This window comes from Metabacillus sp. cB07, from assembly GCF_016839225.1.
GTDB classification, from domain to species: domain Bacteria; phylum Bacillota; class Bacilli; order Bacillales; family Bacillaceae; genus Bacillus_P; species Bacillus_P indicus.
Genome location: NZ_CP069296.1, coordinates 314774 through 333363, shown reverse-complemented (window position 1 = coordinate 333363; position 18590 = coordinate 314774). Strand labels below are relative to the sequence as shown.

The following is an 18590-nucleotide window of genomic DNA, read 5'->3' as shown; positions in this document are numbered from 1 at the left end:
AGGCAAATATCTCTATTTACCTCTTCCTTAAAAATGTTCGCTTACAGACCTAAGCGTTCAAAAATCGTATCGACACCTTTTAAGTGATAGTTGTAGTCAAAGCAGTCAGCAATCATTTCAGCTGACAGACGGTCTGTGATCGTTCCGTCTGCTTCTACCAGCCCGCGGAACGGCACTTGTTTTTCCCATGCTTCCATCGCTTTTGGCTGAACGATATCGTAAGCCTGCTCGCGTGTCATACCTGAATCAATCAAAGCAAGAAGAACACGCTGAGAGTAAATCAACCCAAGTGTGCGGTCCATATTGCGCTTCATGTTTTCCGGGAACACCGTCAGGTTCTTCACAATATTTCCGAAACGGTTCAGCATGTAGTTCAGGGCAATCGTTGCATCAGGAAGAATAATGCGCTCTGCAGATGAATGTGAAATATCACGCTCGTGCCACAGCGGAACGTTCTCATAGGCTGTCAGCATATGTCCGCGAATGACTCTCGCAAGACCCGTCATGTTCTCAGATCCAATCGGGTTGCGTTTATGCGGCATAGCAGAAGAACCTTTTTGGCCTTTTGCAAAAAATTCCTCAACCTCGCGTGTTTCACTCTTTTGAAGACCGCGCACTTCCGTTGCAAATTTTTCAATGGATGTCGCGATCAGAGCAAGTGTGCTCATATAATCGGCATGGCGGTCACGCTGAAGAGTCTGAGTCGAGATCGGCGCAGCCTGAAGCCCTAATTTTTCACACACATATGCTTCAACAAAAGGATCAATGTTTGCATATGTACCGACAGCACCTGACATTTTTCCGAACTCAATGCCTTCTGCTGCACGCTTGAAGCGCTCAAGGTTCCGTTTCATTTCTTCATACCATAAGCCAAGCTTCAGTCCGAAGGTAGTCGGCTCAGCGTGCACGCCGTGTGTGCGTCCCATCATGACTGTATATTTGTGCTCAATCGCTTTGTTTTTCAAAATCTCAACAAAGTTTTCGATGTCTTTTAAGAGAATCGCATTTGCCTGTTTCAAAAGATAGGATAATGCAGTATCAACTACGTCAGTAGACGTTAGTCCATAATGAACCCACTTGCGCTCCTCGCCAAGCGTTTCAGAAACGGCTCTTGTGAAGGCAACAACGTCATGACGCGTCTCTTCTTCAATTTCCTTAATGCGGTTCATATCAAAAGATGCATTCTGGCGGAGCAGTTTTACATCTTCTTTTGGAATATGTCCAAGCTCAGCCCATGCCTCGCAAGCAAGTATCTCTACTTCAAGCCATGCCTGGAAACGGTTTTCCTCCGTCCAGATCGCACCCATTTCAGGTCTTGTGTATCGTTCAATCATTGATAAATCCTCCGTTCTATTGTTGACCCCATAAGTTATTGATTTCTTTTTCTTTCTGGTCAATGCTCTCTGTTAAAAAAGTGACATGCCCCATCTTCCGTCTGTGCTTTGCCTCTTTTTTACCGTACAAGTATATCTTACCTTCACTGAATAACGAAAGATTATTTAAAATCAGAGGCATATGTTCGCCTAAAACGTTCACCATGATGCCTGGATGCAGCAAAACAGGCTTCCCGAGAGGCAGATTGCAAACAGCACGGATATGCTGCTCAAACTGATCTGTTTCGCAGAGGTCAATGGTGTAATGACCTGAATTATGAGGTCTTGGCGCAAGCTCGTTAATTAAAATGCTTCCCTCTTCGGTGACAAACATTTCAACCGCAAGCGTGCCGACAAGGTTAAAAGCTGCAGCGAGCTGACCAGCCTGTTTCTCTGCTTCACGGGCTGTGCCTTCCCCAATTCTTGCAGGTACAATGCTCTGATGAAGAATGTTATTGACATGAACGTTCTCCGCAATCGGGAAAGAACGGATTTCTCCATCTGAGTTTCTGGCCACAATAACCGAGATTTCTTTTACAAACGGCACCCACTTTTCAAGAATGCAGGTTCCGTTTTTCAAAAGCTCTGCAGCTGTTTTAAGGTCGTCGTTATGTCTGATTACCGCCTGCCCCTTACCATCGTAGCCACCGCGGCACGTTTTCAATACACAAGGCAGCTCAAGTTCCCCGGCTGCTGATGCAAGCTCCGTTTCTGTTTCGACAATCCGGTAGTCTGCAACTGTGCATCCTGCATCTGTGATCGCTTGTTTCTCTGTGCCGCGATCCTGTGTCAATGAAAGAAGTGCCGTCCCCTGAGGCAAATAGGCATTCGCCTCAATCCACTTTAAAGCCTCGTAATCTATGTTCTCGAACTCATACGTAATCACATCGCTAAGTTCTGCAAGTTTCTTAATAGCTTCCAAATCGTTGTAGGAGGCCGTTATTTCATAGTCTGCAAGCTGACCGCACGGTGAATTCGGGGTCGGGTCCAGCACAGCAACGTCATACCCCATGCTTTTTGCAGCCACTGTCATCATCCGGCCAAGCTGACCGCCGCCGATAATTCCGATTGTTGAACCCGGCATAATCATTTGTTTAGACAAGGTCATCACTGCTTTCCAGCACGGTGTTCCGTGTTTTTTCCCGTTTTGCATCAAGCCTTTCAGCAAGGAGCGTATCTGAGATTGAGAGAATCTGAGCTGCCAGCAGGCCTGCATTGACCGCACCGGCCTTGCCGATTGCAACCGTTGCAACCGGAACACCTCCAGGCATCTGCACGATAGACAGCAGCGAGTCCATGCCGTTAAGCGCTTTTGATTGAACAGGCACTCCAATCACAGGGAGTGTCGTTTTGGCTGCAACCATGCCAGGCAGATGAGCAGCTCCTCCTGCCCCGGCCACAATCACTTTCAACCCTCTATTTCTTGCATCCTCTGCATAAGCAAACATATAATCAGGAGTGCGATGAGCGGAAACCACTTTTTTCTCATAAGGCACCTGAAGCTCATCAAGAACTTCGCAGGCGTGCTTCATCGTCTCCCAGTCTGACGTGCTGCCCATTATAATTCCAACCAATGGTTCCATCTATATCCCCCGCCTCTATCCATCTGTTTTACGTTTTTCAAATTCTTTTTTTCCACGAAAAAACCGGTCTGCAAACCTTCTCTACAAGAGAAAGCACTGCAAACCGGTCATAAGAACATTCATAAAAAAGCTGTTCCATGTCTGGTCAACGATCACTTTCCCTCATAGTCCAATAATTTACGGTTATCGGGTAGAAACTTTCGGGCCATATTCCCGACTTTATATGAGGTCATTCATTCGTTTTCATATCCAACATAATCATAACAGCCTGATTCAGAAGTTGTCAACGAAAAATCGAACAATGTAATAACTTCTGTATAAAACGTTCGTATTTAGATTAACTTTCCTTCAAAAACAATCTTTTTCCCATAAGGTACCACTTCAATTGAACCATTTATCTTTTCTTCTTTAAAAATTGGCTCTTCCATTCTTCTGACAGGCATGTAGCCCTCACTCTGCATGCGGGAAAGGCAGCTGTCGATGCTTTCGCCTTCTCCAACCTCAAACTTTCGCTTTTTCGGCTTGTCCGTCATACCTCAATCTTACCCCTTCTTACCGCCTTCACCCAGAAGCCTCCGTGGATTGTCTTCGGCTCAAACGCAATAATAAATGCCCTGGGATCAAGCTCTTTTATTGCTGCATATAGATTCAGTTCATACTTTCTCGGAGTGAGGATCTGCATCGCCAGCCGGTCACCCTCACGGCCATTTGCCATCCAGTCCGTTACACCATACCCTTTGTCTCTCAGAATACCAGGCAGGTCCTTTTCACTTTCAGTCGAAATCACATTAACTGTAATATACCCGAGAGCAAGCTTTTCCTCAATCTTCATCCCTACAATAACGCCAATTCCGTACCCGACCGCATACGCAATCAAATTCTGAATCTCATTTAAATTATCAAGCACAAGACCAAGGCCGATGACGTAAATGACAACTTCTATCGTACTGATAAAAGCCGCAAGATACCGCTGGCCCTTAAGCGTCAAGATCATCCGTATCGTAAAAAAAGATACATAAACAATATTAATTACCAAGATGATTAAAATCATCATCAAACTATTGGACAGCAATGAATTTCCTCCTAACATGATGACCTTTATACTTTAAGCTGCAAACTGCTCATATAAAAGGTAACAGGTCATATCTTACTAAAGTTTTTGGAAAGAAACAATGGAAGAGGGACAGATAACGGGTGTTTTGTTTTGCTGCTATGAAGGTGGCGGGATAGCGGTCGGACGATTCAGCAAAGAAGAATAAAAGTGAGAGGGCTTTGGTCCAAAGTGGTTGGGCAGCTTAGAGGGTTTCAGTTGTCTGCTTACCCTGCGATATCGTTTTACGGGTTTGGTGGGTACGATTCGGGTGTTTGCTTACCCTCCGATATCGTTTCTCGGTTTACGAGGGTACGATTCAAGCGTTTGCTTACCCTCCGATATCGTTTCTCGGTTTACGAGGGTACGATTCAAGCGTTTGCTTACCCTCCGATATCGTTTCTCGGTTTACGAGGGTACGATTCAGGCGTTTGCTTACCCTCCGATATCGTTTTACAGTTTCCGAGGGTACGATTCGGACATTTACTTACCCTGCCAAATCGAATGACAGTTTTACAGGGTACGATTGAGCCATTTGTTTGCACTATGTACCCCGCCGATTTCTTGCTTAACAACAAAAAAGACAGCATCTCTGCTGTCCTTTTTTCTGCGTGCCTGGCAACGTCCTACTCTCACAGGGGGAAACCCCCAACTACCATCGGCGCTGAGAGCTTAACTTCCTTGCTTCGGCATCCGGCCTGCGATGAGCTTCGCATCTCTTCGTCAGCTTCACTCGTTCAGATCCTCACGTACATTCGTACGCTCCGGTCTTCTCTCCCTCGCTTCCTCGACCTGCTCGCTCCTCCCAACCCTCCGGATGGAAGGTGAATATCATTCCTGTTCATCCTGCCCAAACCCTCCTGGGTTTGACTCGTCTCTTTTTAAGAAAACAAAAAAGAACAGCATCTCTGCTGTCCTCTTTTCTGCGTGCCTGGCAACGTCCTACTCTCACAGGGGGAAACCCCCAACTACCATCGGCGCTAAAGAGCTTAACTTCCGTGTTCGGCATGGGAACGGGTGTGACCTCTTTGCCATCATCACCAGACAATATGCAATTGACTGAAAGAAGTTATTCTTTCAAAACTGAGTAACGTTTGATAACAAGATTCACGTGCAATTTACGCTTAGTTAGACTGTGGTTAAGTCCTCGAACGATTAGTATCTGTCAGCTCCACACGTCACCGCGCTTCCACCTCAGACCTATCAACCTGATCATCTTTCAGGGTTCTTACTCACAAATGTGATGGGAAATCTCATCTTGAGGGGGGCTTCATGCTTAGATGCTTTCAGCACTTATCCCTTCCGCACATAGCTACCCAGCGATGCCTTTGGCAAGACAACTGGTACACCAGCGGTGCGTCCATCCCGGTCCTCTCGTACTAAGGACAGCTCCTCTCAAATTTCCTGCGCCCACGACGGATAGGGACCGAACTGTCTCACGACGTTCTGAACCCAGCTCGCGTACCGCTTTAATGGGCGAACAGCCCAACCCTTGGGACCGACTACAGCCCCAGGATGCGATGAGCCGACATCGAGGTGCCAAACCTCCCCGTCGATGTGGACTCTTGGGGGAGATAAGCCTGTTATCCCCGGGGTAGCTTTTATCCGTTGAGCGATGGCCCTTCCATGCGGAACCACCGGATCACTAAGCCCGACTTTCGTCCCTGCTCGACTTGTAGGTCTCGCAGTCAAGCTCCCTTGTGCCTTTACACTCTGCGAATGATTTCCAACCATTCTGAGGGAACCTTTGGGCGCCTCCGTTACATTTTAGGAGGCGACCGCCCCAGTCAAACTGCCCGCCTGACACTGTCTCCCAGCCCGGTAAGGGCTGCGGGTTAGAATTTCAATACAGCAAGGGTAGTATCCCACCAATGCCTCCACCGAAGCTTGCGCTCCGGCTTCCAAGGCTCCTACCTATCCTGTACAAGCTGTACCAAAATTCAATATCAGGCTGCAGTAAAGCTCCACGGGGTCTTTCCGTCCTGTCGCGGGTAACCTGCATCTTCACAGGTACTATAATTTCACCGAGTCTCTCGTTGAGACAGTGCCCAGATCGTTACGCCTTTCGTGCGGGTCGGAACTTACCCGACAAGGAATTTCGCTACCTTAGGACCGTTATAGTTACGGCCGCCGTTTACTGGGGCTTCGGTTCAAAGCTTCGCTTGCGCTAACCTCTCCCCTTAACCTTCCAGCACCGGGCAGGCGTCAGCCCCTATACTTCGCCTTGCGGCTTCGCAGAGACCTGTGTTTTTGCTAAACAGTCGCCTGGGCCTATTCACTGCGGCTTTTCAGGGCTATTCACCCTAAAAAGCACCCCTTCTCCCGAAGTTACGGGGTCATTTTGCCGAGTTCCTTAACGAGAGTTCTCTCGCTCACCTTAGGATTCTCTCCTCGCCTACCTGTGTCGGTTTGCGGTACGGGCACCTCTCACCTCGCTAGAGGCTTTTCTTGGCAGTGTGGAATCAGGAACTTCGGTACTAAATTTCCCTCGCCATCACAGCTCAGCCTTGTATGGGAAGCGGATTTGCCTACTTCCCGGCCTAACTGCTTGGACGCGCATATCCAACAGCGCGCTTGCCCTATCCTCCTGCGTCCCCCCATTGCTCAAATGGTGAGGAGGTGGTACAGGAATATCAACCTGTTGTCCATCGCCTACGCCTTTCGGCCTCGGCTTAGGTCCCGACTAACCCTGAGCGGACGAGCCTTCCTCAGGAAACCTTAGGCATTCGGTGGAGGGGATTCTCACCCCTCTTTCGCTACTCATACCGGCATTCTCACTTCTAAGCGCTCCACCAGTCCTTCCGGTCTGGCTTCGACGCCCTTAGAACGCTCTCCTACCACTGTTCGTAAGAACAGTCCGCAGCTTCGGTGATACGTTTAGCCCCGGTACATTTTCGGCGCAGAGTCACTCGACCAGTGAGCTATTACGCACTCTTTAAATGGTGGCTGCTTCTAAGCCAACATCCTGGTTGTCTAAGCAACTCCACATCCTTTTCCACTTAACGTATACTTTGGGACCTTAGCTGGCGGTCTGGGCTGTTTCCCTCTTGACTACGGATCTTATCACTCGCAGTCTGACTCCCGAGGAGCAAGTCTTTGGCATTCGGAGTTTGACTGAATTCGGTAACCCGATGAGGGCCCCTAGTCCAATCAGTGCTCTACCTCCAAGACTCTCATACTCGAGGCTAGCCCTAAAGCTATTTCGGAGAGAACCAGCTATCTCCAAGTTCGATTGGAATTTCTCCGCTACCCACACCTCATCCCCGCACTTTTCAACGTGCGTGGGTTCGGGCCTCCATTCAGTGTTACCTGAACTTCACCCTGGACATGGGTAGATCACCTGGTTTCGGGTCTACGACCACGTACTAATTCGCCCTATTCAGACTCGCTTTCGCTGCGGCTCCGTCTCATCAACTTAACCTTGCACGGGATCGTAACTCGCCGGTTCATTCTACAAAAGGCACGCCATCACCCGTTAACGGGCTCTGACTACTTGTAAGCACACGGTTTCAGGATCTTTTCACTCCCCTTCCGGGGTGCTTTTCACCTTTCCCTCACGGTACTGGTTCACTATCGGTCACTAGGTAGTATTTAGCCTTGGGAGATGGTCCTCCCGGATTCCGACGGGATTTCACGTGTCCCGCCGTACTCAGGATCCACTCTGGAGGGAACGAAGTTTCGACTACAGGGTTTTTACCTTCTATGACAGGCCTTTCCAGGCCGCTTCATCTACCCCGTTCCTTTGTAACTCCGTATAGAGTGTCCTACAACCCCAAGAGGCAAGCCTCTTGGTTTGGGCTGATTCCGTTTCGCTCGCCGCTACTTGGGAAATCGCATTTGCTTTCTCTTCCTCCGGGTACTTAGATGTTTCAGTTCCCCGGGTCTGCCTTCAGTACCCTATGTATTCAGGTAAAGATACTGTTCCATTACGAACAGTGGGTTTCCCCATTCGGAAATCTCTGGATCAAAGCTTACTTACAGCTCCCCAAAGCATATCGGTGTTAGTCCCGTCCTTCATCGGCTCCTAGTGCCAAGGCATCCACCGTGCGCCCTTCATAACTTAACCAAAATTGGTCAATCGTTTGTTTAGACTGTAAAGTCTAAGAAAATCACTATGGTAAGCGTAAATCTCAGTGAATTACTTGTTATCAATTACGTTATCCAGTTTTCAAAGAACAACCGGCAGATCAGGAATGATCGCCTTCTTTCATATAGAGAGAATGATCTCTCAAAACTAAACAAAAACCAAAAGCGACCTCATATCCTTAGAAAGGAGGTGATCCAGCCGCACCTTCCGATACGGCTACCTTGTTACGACTTCACCCCAATCATCTACCCACCTTAGGCGGCTGGCTCCTTGCGGTTACCCCACCGACTTCGGGTGTTGCAAACTCTCGTGGTGTGACGGGCGGTGTGTACAAGGCCCGGGAACGTATTCACCGCGGCATGCTGATCCGCGATTACTAGCGATTCCAGCTTCATGCAGGCGAGTTGCAGCCTGCAATCCGAACTGAGAATGGTTTTATGGGATTGGCTAAACCTCGCGGTCTCGCAGCCCTTTGTACCATCCATTGTAGCACGTGTGTAGCCCAGGTCATAAGGGGCATGATGATTTGACGTCATCCCCACCTTCCTCCGGTTTGTCACCGGCAGTCACCTTAGAGTGCCCAACTGAATGCTGGCAACTAAGATCAAGGGTTGCGCTCGTTGCGGGACTTAACCCAACATCTCACGACACGAGCTGACGACAACCATGCACCACCTGTCACTTTGTCCCCCGAAGGGGAACCTTCTATCTCTAGAAGTGGCAAAGGATGTCAAGACCTGGTAAGGTTCTTCGCGTTGCTTCGAATTAAACCACATGCTCCACCGCTTGTGCGGGCCCCGTCAATTCCTTTGAGTTTCAGTCTTGCGACCGTACTCCCCAGGCGGAGTGCTTAATGCGTTAGCTGCAGCACTAAAGGGCGGAAACCCTCTAACACTTAGCACTCATCGTTTACGGCGTGGACTACCAGGGTATCTAATCCTGTTCGCTCCCCACGCTTTCGCGCCTCAGCGTCAGTTACAGACCAGAGAGTCGCCTTCGCCACTGGTGTTCCTCCACATCTCTACGCATTTCACCGCTACACGTGGAATTCCACTCTCCTCTTCTGCACTCAAGTTTCCCAGTTTCCAATGACCCTCCCCGGTTGAGCCGGGGGCTTTCACATCAGACTTAAGAAACCGCCTGCGCGCGCTTTACGCCCAATAATTCCGGACAACGCTTGCCACCTACGTATTACCGCGGCTGCTGGCACGTAGTTAGCCGTGGCTTTCTGGTCAGGTACCGTCAAGGTGCCGGCAGTTACTCCGGCACTTGTTCTTCCCTGACAACAGAGTTTTACGATCCGAAAACCTTCATCACTCACGCGGCGTTGCTCCGTCAGACTTTCGTCCATTGCGGAAGATTCCCTACTGCTGCCTCCCGTAGGAGTCTGGGCCGTGTCTCAGTCCCAGTGTGGCCGATCACCCTCTCAGGTCGGCTACGCATCGTCGCCTTGGTGAGCCATTACCTCACCAACTAGCTAATGCGCCGCGGGCCCATCTGTAAGTGACAGCCGAAACCGTCTTTGAATGTCAAACCATGCGGTTTGACATAGTATCCGGTATTAGCTCCGGTTTCCCGGAGTTATCCCAGTCTTACAGGCAGGTTGCCCACGTGTTACTCACCCGTCCGCCGCTGACCTCCGAAGAGGTCCGCTCGACTTGCATGTATTAGGCACGCCGCCAGCGTTCGTCCTGAGCCAGGATCAAACTCTCCGAAGAAAATTTGTGACTCATAAATGTTGCTGACTTAAAAAATTTAAAACGTTTGGTACGCTTTTGGTTTTGTTTAGTTTTCAAAGATCATTTTTTTGCTTCAAGAGCAACTTTTAAATCATACTATACTAGATTCATAAAGTCAACATCTTTTTTGAAGTTTTATAGCTTGCGGATAAAACCGCTGATGCTTCACAGCATAAGCTGATCAGAATCATTGCTACAGCCTGGCAACGTCCTACTCTCACAGGGGGAAACCCCCAACTACCATCGGCGCTAAAGAGCTTAACTTCCGTGTTCGGCATGGGAACGGGTGTGACCTCTTTGCCATCATCACCAGACAATATGCAATTGGTTGAAAGAAGTTATTCTTTCAAAACTGAGTAACGTTTGATAACAAGATTCACGTGCAATTTACGCTTAGCTAGACTGTGGTTAAGTCCTCGAACGATTAGTATCTGTCAGCTCCACACGTCACCGCGCTTCCACCTCAGACCTATCAACCTGATCATCTTTCAGGGTTCTTACTCACAAATGTGATGGGAAATCTCATCTTGAGGGGGGCTTCATGCTTAGATGCTTTCAGCACTTATCCCTTCCGCACATAGCTACCCAGCGATGCCTTTGGCAAGACAACTGGTACACCAGCGGTGCGTCCATCCCGGTCCTCTCGTACTAAGGACAGCTCCTCTCAAATTTCCTGCGCCCACGACGGATAGGGACCGAACTGTCTCACGACGTTCTGAACCCAGCTCGCGTACCGCTTTAATGGGCGAACAGCCCAACCCTTGGGACCGACTACAGCCCCAGGATGCGATGAGCCGACATCGAGGTGCCAAACCTCCCCGTCGATGTGGACTCTTGGGGGAGATAAGCCTGTTATCCCCGGGGTAGCTTTTATCCGTTGAGCGATGGCCCTTCCATGCGGAACCACCGGATCACTAAGCCCGACTTTCGTCCCTGCTCGACTTGTAGGTCTCGCAGTCAAGCTCCCTTGTGCCTTTACACTCTGCGAATGATTTCCAACCATTCTGAGGGAACCTTTGGGCGCCTCCGTTACATTTTAGGAGGCGACCGCCCCAGTCAAACTGCCCGCCTGACACTGTCTCCCAGCCCGGTAAGGGCTGCGGGTTAGAATTTCAATACAGCAAGGGTAGTATCCCACCAATGCCTCCACCGAAGCTTGCGCTCCGGCTTCCAAGGCTCCTACCTATCCTGTACAAGCTGTACCAAAATTCAATATCAGGCTGCAGTAAAGCTCCACGGGGTCTTTCCGTCCTGTCGCGGGTAACCTGCATCTTCACAGGTACTATAATTTCACCGAGTCTCTCGTTGAGACAGTGCCCAGATCGTTACGCCTTTCGTGCGGGTCGGAACTTACCCGACAAGGAATTTCGCTACCTTAGGACCGTTATAGTTACGGCCGCCGTTTACTGGGGCTTCGGTTCAAAGCTTCGCTTGCGCTAACCTCTCCCCTTAACCTTCCAGCACCGGGCAGGCGTCAGCCCCTATACTTCGCCTTGCGGCTTCGCAGAGACCTGTGTTTTTGCTAAACAGTCGCCTGGGCCTATTCACTGCGGCTTTTCAGGGCTATTCACCCTAAAAAGCACCCCTTCTCCCGAAGTTACGGGGTCATTTTGCCGAGTTCCTTAACGAGAGTTCTCTCGCTCACCTTAGGATTCTCTCCTCGCCTACCTGTGTCGGTTTGCGGTACGGGCACCTCTCACCTCGCTAGAGGCTTTTCTTGGCAGTGTGGAATCAGGAACTTCGGTACTAAATTTCCCTCGCCATCACAGCTCAGCCTTATGGGAAGCGGATTTGCCTACTTCCCGGCCTAACTGCTTGGACGCGCATATCCAACAGCGCGCTTGCCCTATCCTCCTGCGTCCCCCCATTGCTCAAATGGTGAGGAGGTGGTACAGGAATATCAACCTGTTGTCCATCGCCTACGCCTTTCGGCCTCGGCTTAGGTCCCGACTAACCCTGAGCGGACGAGCCTTCCTCAGGAAACCTTAGGCATTCGGTGGAGGGGATTCTCACCCCTCTTTCGCTACTCATACCGGCATTCTCACTTCTAAGCGCTCCACCAGTCCTTCCGGTCTGGCTTCGACGCCCTTAGAACGCTCTCCTACCACTGTTCGTAAGAACAGTCCGCAGCTTCGGTGATACGTTTAGCCCCGGTACATTTTCGGCGCAGAGTCACTCGACCAGTGAGCTATTACGCACTCTTTAAATGGTGGCTGCTTCTAAGCCAACATCCTGGTTGTCTAAGCAACTCCACATCCTTTTCCACTTAACGTATACTTTGGGACCTTAGCTGGCGGTCTGGGCTGTTTCCCTCTTGACTACGGATCTTATCACTCGCAGTCTGACTCCCGAGGAGCAAGTCTTTGGCATTCGGAGTTTGACTGAATTCGGTAACCCGATGAGGGCCCCTAGTCCAATCAGTGCTCTACCTCCAAGACTCTCATACTCGAGGCTAGCCCTAAAGCTATTTCGGAGAGAACCAGCTATCTCCAAGTTCGATTGGAATTTCTCCGCTACCCACACCTCATCCCCGCACTTTTCAACGTGCGTGGGTTCGGGCCTCCATTCAGTGTTACCTGAACTTCACCCTGGACATGGGTAGATCACCTGGTTTCGGGTCTACGACCACGTACTAATTCGCCCTATTCAGACTCGCTTTCGCTGCGGCTCCGTCTCATCAACTTAACCTTGCACGGGATCGTAACTCGCCGGTTCATTCTACAAAAGGCACGCCATCACCCGTTAACGGGCTCTGACTACTTGTAAGCACACGGTTTCAGGATCTTTTCACTCCCCTTCCGGGGTGCTTTTCACCTTTCCCTCACGGTACTGGTTCACTATCGGTCACTAGGTAGTATTTAGCCTTGGGAGATGGTCCTCCCGGATTCCGACGGGATTTCACGTGTCCCGCCGTACTCAGGATCCACTCTGGAGGGAACGAAGTTTCGACTACAGGGTTTTTACCTTCTATGACAGGCCTTTCCAGGCCGCTTCATCTACCCCGTTCCTTTGTAACTCCGTATAGAGTGTCCTACAACCCCAAGAGGCAAGCCTCTTGGTTTGGGCTGATTCCGTTTCGCTCGCCGCTACTTGGGAAATCGCATTTGCTTTCTCTTCCTCCGGGTACTTAGATGTTTCAGTTCCCCGGGTCTGCCTTCAGTACCCTATGTATTCAGGTAAAGATACTGTTCCATTACGAACAGTGGGTTTCCCCATTCGGAAATCTCTGGATCAAAGCTTACTTACAGCTCCCCAAAGCATATCGGTGTTAGTCCCGTCCTTCATCGGCTCCTAGTGCCAAGGCATCCACCGTGCGCCCTTCATAACTTAACCAAAATTGGTCAATCGTTTGTTTAGACTGTAAAGTCTAAGAAAATCACTATGGTAAGCGTAAATCTCAGTGAATTACTTGTTATCAATTACGTTATCCAGTTTTCAAAGAACAACCGGCAGATCAGAAATGACCGCCTTCTTTCATATAGAGAGAATGATCTCTCAAAACTAAACAAAAACCAAAAGCGACCTCATATCCTTAGAAAGGAGGTGATCCAGCCGCACCTTCCGATACGGCTACCTTGTTACGACTTCACCCCAATCATCTACCCCACCTTAGGCGGCTGGCTCCTTGCGGTTACCCCACCGACTTCGGGTGTTGCAAACTCTCGTGGTGTGACGGGCGGTGTGTACAAGGCCCGGGAACGTATTCACCGCGGCATGCTGATCCGCGATTACTAGCGATTCCAGCTTCATGCAGGCGAGTTGCAGCCTGCAATCCGAACTGAGAATGGTTTTATGGGATTGGCTAAACCTCGCGGTCTCGCAGCCCTTTGTACCATCCATTGTAGCACGTGTGTAGCCCAGGTCATAAGGGGCATGATGATTTGACGTCATCCCCACCTTCCTCCGGTTTGTCACCGGCAGTCACCTTAGAGTGCCCAACTGAATGCTGGCAACTAAGATCAAGGGTTGCGCTCGTTGCGGGACTTAACCCAACATCTCACGACACGAGCTGACGACAACCATGCACCACCTGTCACTTTGTCCCCCGAAGGGGAACCTTCTATCTCTAGAAGTGGCAAAGGATGTCAAGACCTGGTAAGGTTCTTCGCGTTGCTTCGAATTAAACCACATGCTCCACCGCTTGTGCGGGCCCCCGTCAATTCCTTTGAGTTTCAGTCTTGCGACCGTACTCCCCAGGCGGAGTGCTTAATGCGTTAGCTGCAGCACTAAAGGGCGGAAACCCTCTAACACTTAGCACTCATCGTTTACGGCGTGGACTACCAGGGTATCTAATCCTGTTCGCTCCCCACGCTTTCGCGCCTCAGCGTCAGTTACAGACCAGAGAGTCGCCTTCGCCACTGGTGTTCCTCCACATCTCTACACGCATTTCACCGCTACACGTGGAATTCCACTCTCCTCTTCTGCACTCAAGTTTCCCAGTTTCCAATGACCCTCCCCGGTTGAGCCGGGGCTTTCACATCAGACTTAAGAAACCGCCTGCGCGCGCTTTACGCCCAATAATTCCGGACAACGCTTGCCACCTACGTATTACCGCGGCTGCTGGCACGTAGTTAGCCGTGGCTTTCTGGTCAGGTACCGTCAAGGTGCCGGCAGTTACTCCGGCACTTGTTCTTCCCTGACAACAGAGTTTTACGATCCGAAAACCTTCATCACTCACGCGGCGTTGCTCCGTCAGACTTTCGTCCATTGCGGAAGATTCCCTACTGCTGCCTCCCGTAGGAGTCTGGGCCGTGTCTCAGTCCCAGTGTGGCCGATCACCCTCTCAGGTCGGCTACGCATCGTCGCCTTGGTGAGCCATTACCTCACCAACTAGCTAATGCGCCGCGGGCCCATCTGTAAGTGACAGCCGAAACCGTCTTTGAATGTCAAACCATGCGGTTTGACATAGTATCCGGTATTAGCTCCGGTTTCCCGGAGTTATCCCAGTCTTACAGGCAGGTTGCCCACGTGTTACTCACCCGTCCGCCGCTGACCTCCGAAGAGGTCCGCTCGACTTGCATGTATTAGGCACGCCGCCAGCGTTCGTCCTGAGCCAGGATCAAACTCTCCGAAGAAAATTTGTGACTCATAAATGTTGCTGACTTAAAAAATTTAAAACGTTTGGTACGCTTTTGGTTTTGTTTAGTTTTCAAAGATCATTTTTTGCTTCAAGAGCAACTTTTAAATCATACTATACTAGATTCATAAAGTCAACATCTTTTTTCAGAAGCTGTGTTGTCATTCGTTCGCGACAACAGATATTAATATACCACGATAACTTTGATGCGTCAACGTTTTTTTAATGGTATTTTTCAGCTCCGTGCGCTTCTCTTAAAAAGCACAAGAGTTAATATACCAACACCAGAAGGTAAAGTCAACAAAAAAAGAGATGCCGCAGCATCTCTTTTTTCCTTCTATTCTATTATCCTGCCAAAAAGACAAAGTAGAGGATGAAGATGATGAACAATCCATACATGATCGGATGAATCTCTTTCGCCTTCCCTTTCACAATCATTGTTACCGGATAAAAGATAAACCCAATAGCAATTCCTGTTGCGATGCTGTACGTGAGCGGCATGGCAATGATAGTCAGGAATGCCGGTACAGCAATCTCAAACTTGTTCCAGTCTATTTTTCCGAGAGATGAAACCATGAGTATTCCTACTATAATAAGTGCAGGCGCTGTTACCGGCGCTGTGATGACACCGAGCAGCGGCGAGAAGAACAAGGCGAGAAGGAACAGCCCGGCTGTTACGACGGATGCAAATCCCGTTCTCGCACCTGCAGCAACTCCTGCAGATGATTCAATGTAGGAAGTCGTTGTTGAAGTACCCAAGATTGAACCAATAACCGTTGCAGCAGAGTCCGCGAAAAGCGCCTTGCTTGCTCTCGGCAGTTTGTTTTCTTTAATAAGGCCAGCCTGGTTAGCTACCGCTACAAGTGTTCCTGCTGTATCAAAGAAATCTGCAAAAAGGAAAGTCAGAATAACTACAAGCATTTGGATAGTAAACAATTGATCAAGATTTGCAAAAGCAGCACCGAATGTCGGCTCAAGACTCGGAACAGCTCCAACCACCTGTGTCGGTACGTCAATTAATTGAAAGATCATTCCCACAATCGCCGTAAGGATCATTCCGTAAAAAATGCCGCCGTTGATCCGTTTAACCATAAAGATAACAGTCACAAATACTCCGAAAATCGCAAGCAATGCGTTTCCGTCTTTTAGATTGCCGAGACCTACAAGCACAGCGTCATTGTTTGTTATAATTCCAGCATTCTGAAAACCTACAAAAGTAATAAACAATCCAATACCGGCTCCAACAGCATACTTTAGTTCCTCCGGGATTGAGTTAATGATTTTTTCACGGAGACCTGAAGTTGTCAAAACAATAAAGATCAGACCCGAAACAAGAACGCCGGATAATGCTGTCTGCCAAGGGATGCCCATTGTTAGAACAACTGTAAAGGCGAAGAATGCGTTCAGCCCCATTCCCGGAGCAAGCGCTATCGGATACCTGGCTATGAGCCCCATCAATAGAGATCCAATAGCTGCAGCAAGAGCAGTCGCCGTAAACACAGCTCCCTGATCCATTCTTAATTCGTTTGGAAAATCAGGAACTGACGCCAGAGAAAGTGTCAGCGGATTGACGAACAGGATGTAAGCCATTGATAAGAACGTTGTCAGTCCTCCGATAAACTCGCGGCGATAGTTCGTGCCAAGCTCTTCAAACTGAAAATACTTTTTCATGTTAAATCCTCCTGTATCTTAACGTCGTGCCGGGGGCCCGTGTATGAACAAACAGATAAGTGCAAAAAAAGCGCTCCCTGCTGCAGAGGAGCGCTTGACGACATGGATATTAGACAGATTGGCACACATTAGAGTTATCCAAATGCACCGAACTATATAATACCTCGTAGTCAAGCTCTTTACGGCAGCTTGGTAGAAACTTTTGGGCCATATCCCCAACTTTATACGACGTATTTAGACAATATTTTTGATAGGTCTATCTTATCAGCATAGGCACAAAGTCGTCAACAAAAAAAACGAACATTTTATATAAAATGTTCGTTTTTGTTCGTTTATTCCCATTCGATTGTAGCCGGCGGCTTGCTCGTGATGTCATAAACTACGCGGTTTATGTGTTTTACTTCATTTACAATGCGAGTAGAGATGATCTCGAGAACTTCCCACGGAATACGTGCCCAGTCAGAGGTCATGCCGTCGATTGACGTTACGGCGCGTATGCCGATTGTGTAATCATATGTTCTTGCATCCCCCATAACACCTACACTGCGTATATCAGGGAGAACAGTGAAGTACTGCCATACATCCCGTTCAAGACCCGCTTTTGCGATTTCTTCACGAAGGATTGCATCTGATTCACGAACAATCTCAAGTTTTTCTTCTGAGATCTCACCCAATACGCGAATCCCAAGTCCAGGACCCGGGAAAGGCTGGCGCCAAACGATTGCATCAGGAATGCCAAGCTCAGAACCAAGCGCGCGCACTTCATCCTTGAAGAGAGTGTTCAGCGGCTCAATCAGTTTGAACTGCATATCCTCCGGAAGTCCGCCTACGTTATGATGCGATTTAATCGTTTGAGCTGTTGCCGTTCCGCTCTCGATAATATCTGTGTAAAGCGTACCCTGCGCAAGGAATTCAATTCCTTCTAGCTTCGTTGCCTCATCATCAAATACATAAATGAACTCATTGCCGATGATTTTACGTTTTTGCTCAGGATCGGATACGCCGCGGAGCTTGTCCATGAAGCGGTCTTTTGCATCCACTTTAATGACGTTCATGTTAAAGCCTTCACTGAATGTCTTCATTACGCCTTCAGCTTCATCTTTGCGGAGAAGTCCGTGATCAACGAAGATACAAGTCAGCTGATCGCCGATCGCCTTATGAATCAGTACGGCTACAACAGAAGAATCTACGCCGCCGCTAAGTGCACAAAGTACTTTTTTGTCGCCGACTTCATCGCGGATCTTTTGAAGCTCAAGCTCGATAAAGCTTTCGATGGACCATTCACCGCTGCATCCGCACACTCCGAATACAAAATTGCGAAGCATATCGTTTCCGAATTCTGAATGGCGCACTTCCGGGTGGAACTGAACGCCGTAAAGTCGTCTTTCCTCATTGCTGATTGCAGCAAACGGGCAGGACGGGCTTGTTGCATCTACGATAAAGTCATTCGGGATATCAGCTACAAGATCGCCGTGGCTCATCCACACGATCTGCTGTTTAGGAAGATCTGCGAAAAGGGCTGTTTCTGTTTGAACGTTCAATGTTGCTTTTCCATACTCACGGTGATTGGCAGCTTCTACTTTCCCGCCAAGGTAGTGAGTCATCAGCTGCATACCGTAGCAAATCCCAAAAACCGGGATGCCCAGGTCAAAAATCCGCTCGTCGCAGCGGAAGGCATTTTCGCCGTATACACTGTTTGGTCCGCCTGAAAGGATAATTCCTTTAGGGTTCATTTCCTTGATCTCTTCTGCTGTCAGCGTGTGGGGATGAAGCTCACTGTATACGCCAAGCTCTCGGATTCTGCGGGTAATCAGCTGGTTGTACTGACTTCCGAAATCCAAAACGACTACCATTTCATCATGCAAGTTGTTCACGGATGTTCACCTCATTTAAAAGATACCCTAAAAAATAGGATTCAGAAACTGAGCATAAAAAAAGCTGGAACTATACCTTCCAATTCAAAAAGAAAA

Annotated in this window: 8 protein-coding genes, 6 rRNA genes and 2 riboswitches; all 14 genes read right to left on the bottom strand. The window is 49.0% G+C overall.

The annotated features are described in order from the left end of the window. Positions 1-41: 41 nt before the first annotated feature. A complete protein-coding gene (gene purB, locus JOJ89_RS01835) occupies positions 42-1334 on the bottom strand; it encodes an adenylosuccinate lyase (protein ID WP_203289418.1) in 1293 nt (430 codons plus the stop codon). A gap of 16 nt (positions 1335-1350) precedes the next feature. Beyond that, positions 1351-2475, bottom strand: coding sequence for a 5-(carboxyamino)imidazole ribonucleotide synthase (gene purK, locus JOJ89_RS01830; RefSeq protein ID WP_203289417.1), 1125 nt, complete (start codon positions 2473-2475; stop codon positions 1351-1353). Next, entirely contained in the window at positions 2468-2956 is a 489-nt protein-coding gene (gene purE / locus JOJ89_RS01825; protein WP_029566476.1) for a 5-(carboxyamino)imidazole ribonucleotide mutase, read from the bottom strand. The genes purK and purE overlap by 8 nt, the downstream gene beginning before the upstream one ends. Before the next feature lie 145 nt (positions 2957-3101). Beyond that, positions 3102-3203, bottom strand: a riboswitch (purine riboswitch). Between the two features lie 85 nt (positions 3204-3288). Continuing rightward, on the bottom strand, positions 3289-3489 hold the full coding sequence (locus JOJ89_RS01820) for an NETI motif-containing protein (RefSeq protein WP_029566477.1): 201 nt from the start codon (positions 3487-3489) through the stop codon (positions 3289-3291). Next, positions 3486-4028, bottom strand: coding sequence for a DUF2179 domain-containing protein (locus JOJ89_RS01815; RefSeq protein WP_029285459.1), 543 nt, complete (start codon positions 4026-4028; stop codon positions 3486-3488). Before JOJ89_RS01815 ends, JOJ89_RS01820 begins: the two co-directional genes overlap by 4 nt. A gap of 531 nt (positions 4029-4559) precedes the next feature. After that, positions 4560-4682 (bottom strand): hypothetical protein, encoded by a 123-nt coding sequence (locus JOJ89_RS21210; RefSeq protein ID WP_277987845.1) that lies wholly within the window; start codon positions 4680-4682, stop codon positions 4560-4562. A 293-nt stretch (positions 4683-4975) separates the two neighbouring features. After that, a 5S ribosomal RNA gene (gene rrf, locus JOJ89_RS01810) occupies positions 4976-5091 on the bottom strand. Positions 5092-5181: 90 nt separating this feature from the next. Next, positions 5182-8112, bottom strand: a 23S ribosomal RNA gene (locus JOJ89_RS01805). 203 nt (positions 8113-8315) lie between these two features. Then, positions 8316-9851: ribosomal RNA gene (locus tag JOJ89_RS01800) — 16S ribosomal RNA — on the bottom strand. 219 nt (positions 9852-10070) lie between these two features. Next, positions 10071-10186 (bottom strand): 5S ribosomal RNA (rrf, locus tag JOJ89_RS01795). A 90-nt stretch (positions 10187-10276) separates the two neighbouring features. Beyond that, a 23S ribosomal RNA gene (locus JOJ89_RS01790) occupies positions 10277-13205 on the bottom strand. 203 nt (positions 13206-13408) lie between these two features. Further along, positions 13409-14947: ribosomal RNA gene (locus JOJ89_RS01785) — 16S ribosomal RNA — on the bottom strand. The 16S, 23S and 5S rRNA genes sit together here, the layout of an rRNA operon. Positions 14948-15294: 347 nt before the next feature. Beyond that, positions 15295-16620: an NCS2 family permease gene (locus JOJ89_RS01780; RefSeq protein ID WP_029286127.1), complete on the bottom strand. Its 1326-nt coding sequence runs from the start codon at positions 16618-16620 to the stop codon at positions 15295-15297. A 147-nt stretch (positions 16621-16767) separates the two neighbouring features. Further along, a riboswitch (purine riboswitch) is annotated at positions 16768-16869 on the bottom strand. 83 nt (positions 16870-16952) lie between these two features. After that, on the bottom strand, positions 16953-18473 hold the full coding sequence (gene guaA, locus JOJ89_RS01775; protein ID WP_029286129.1) for a glutamine-hydrolyzing GMP synthase: 1521 nt from the start codon (positions 18471-18473) through the stop codon (positions 16953-16955). Positions 18474-18590 lie beyond the last annotated feature (117 nt).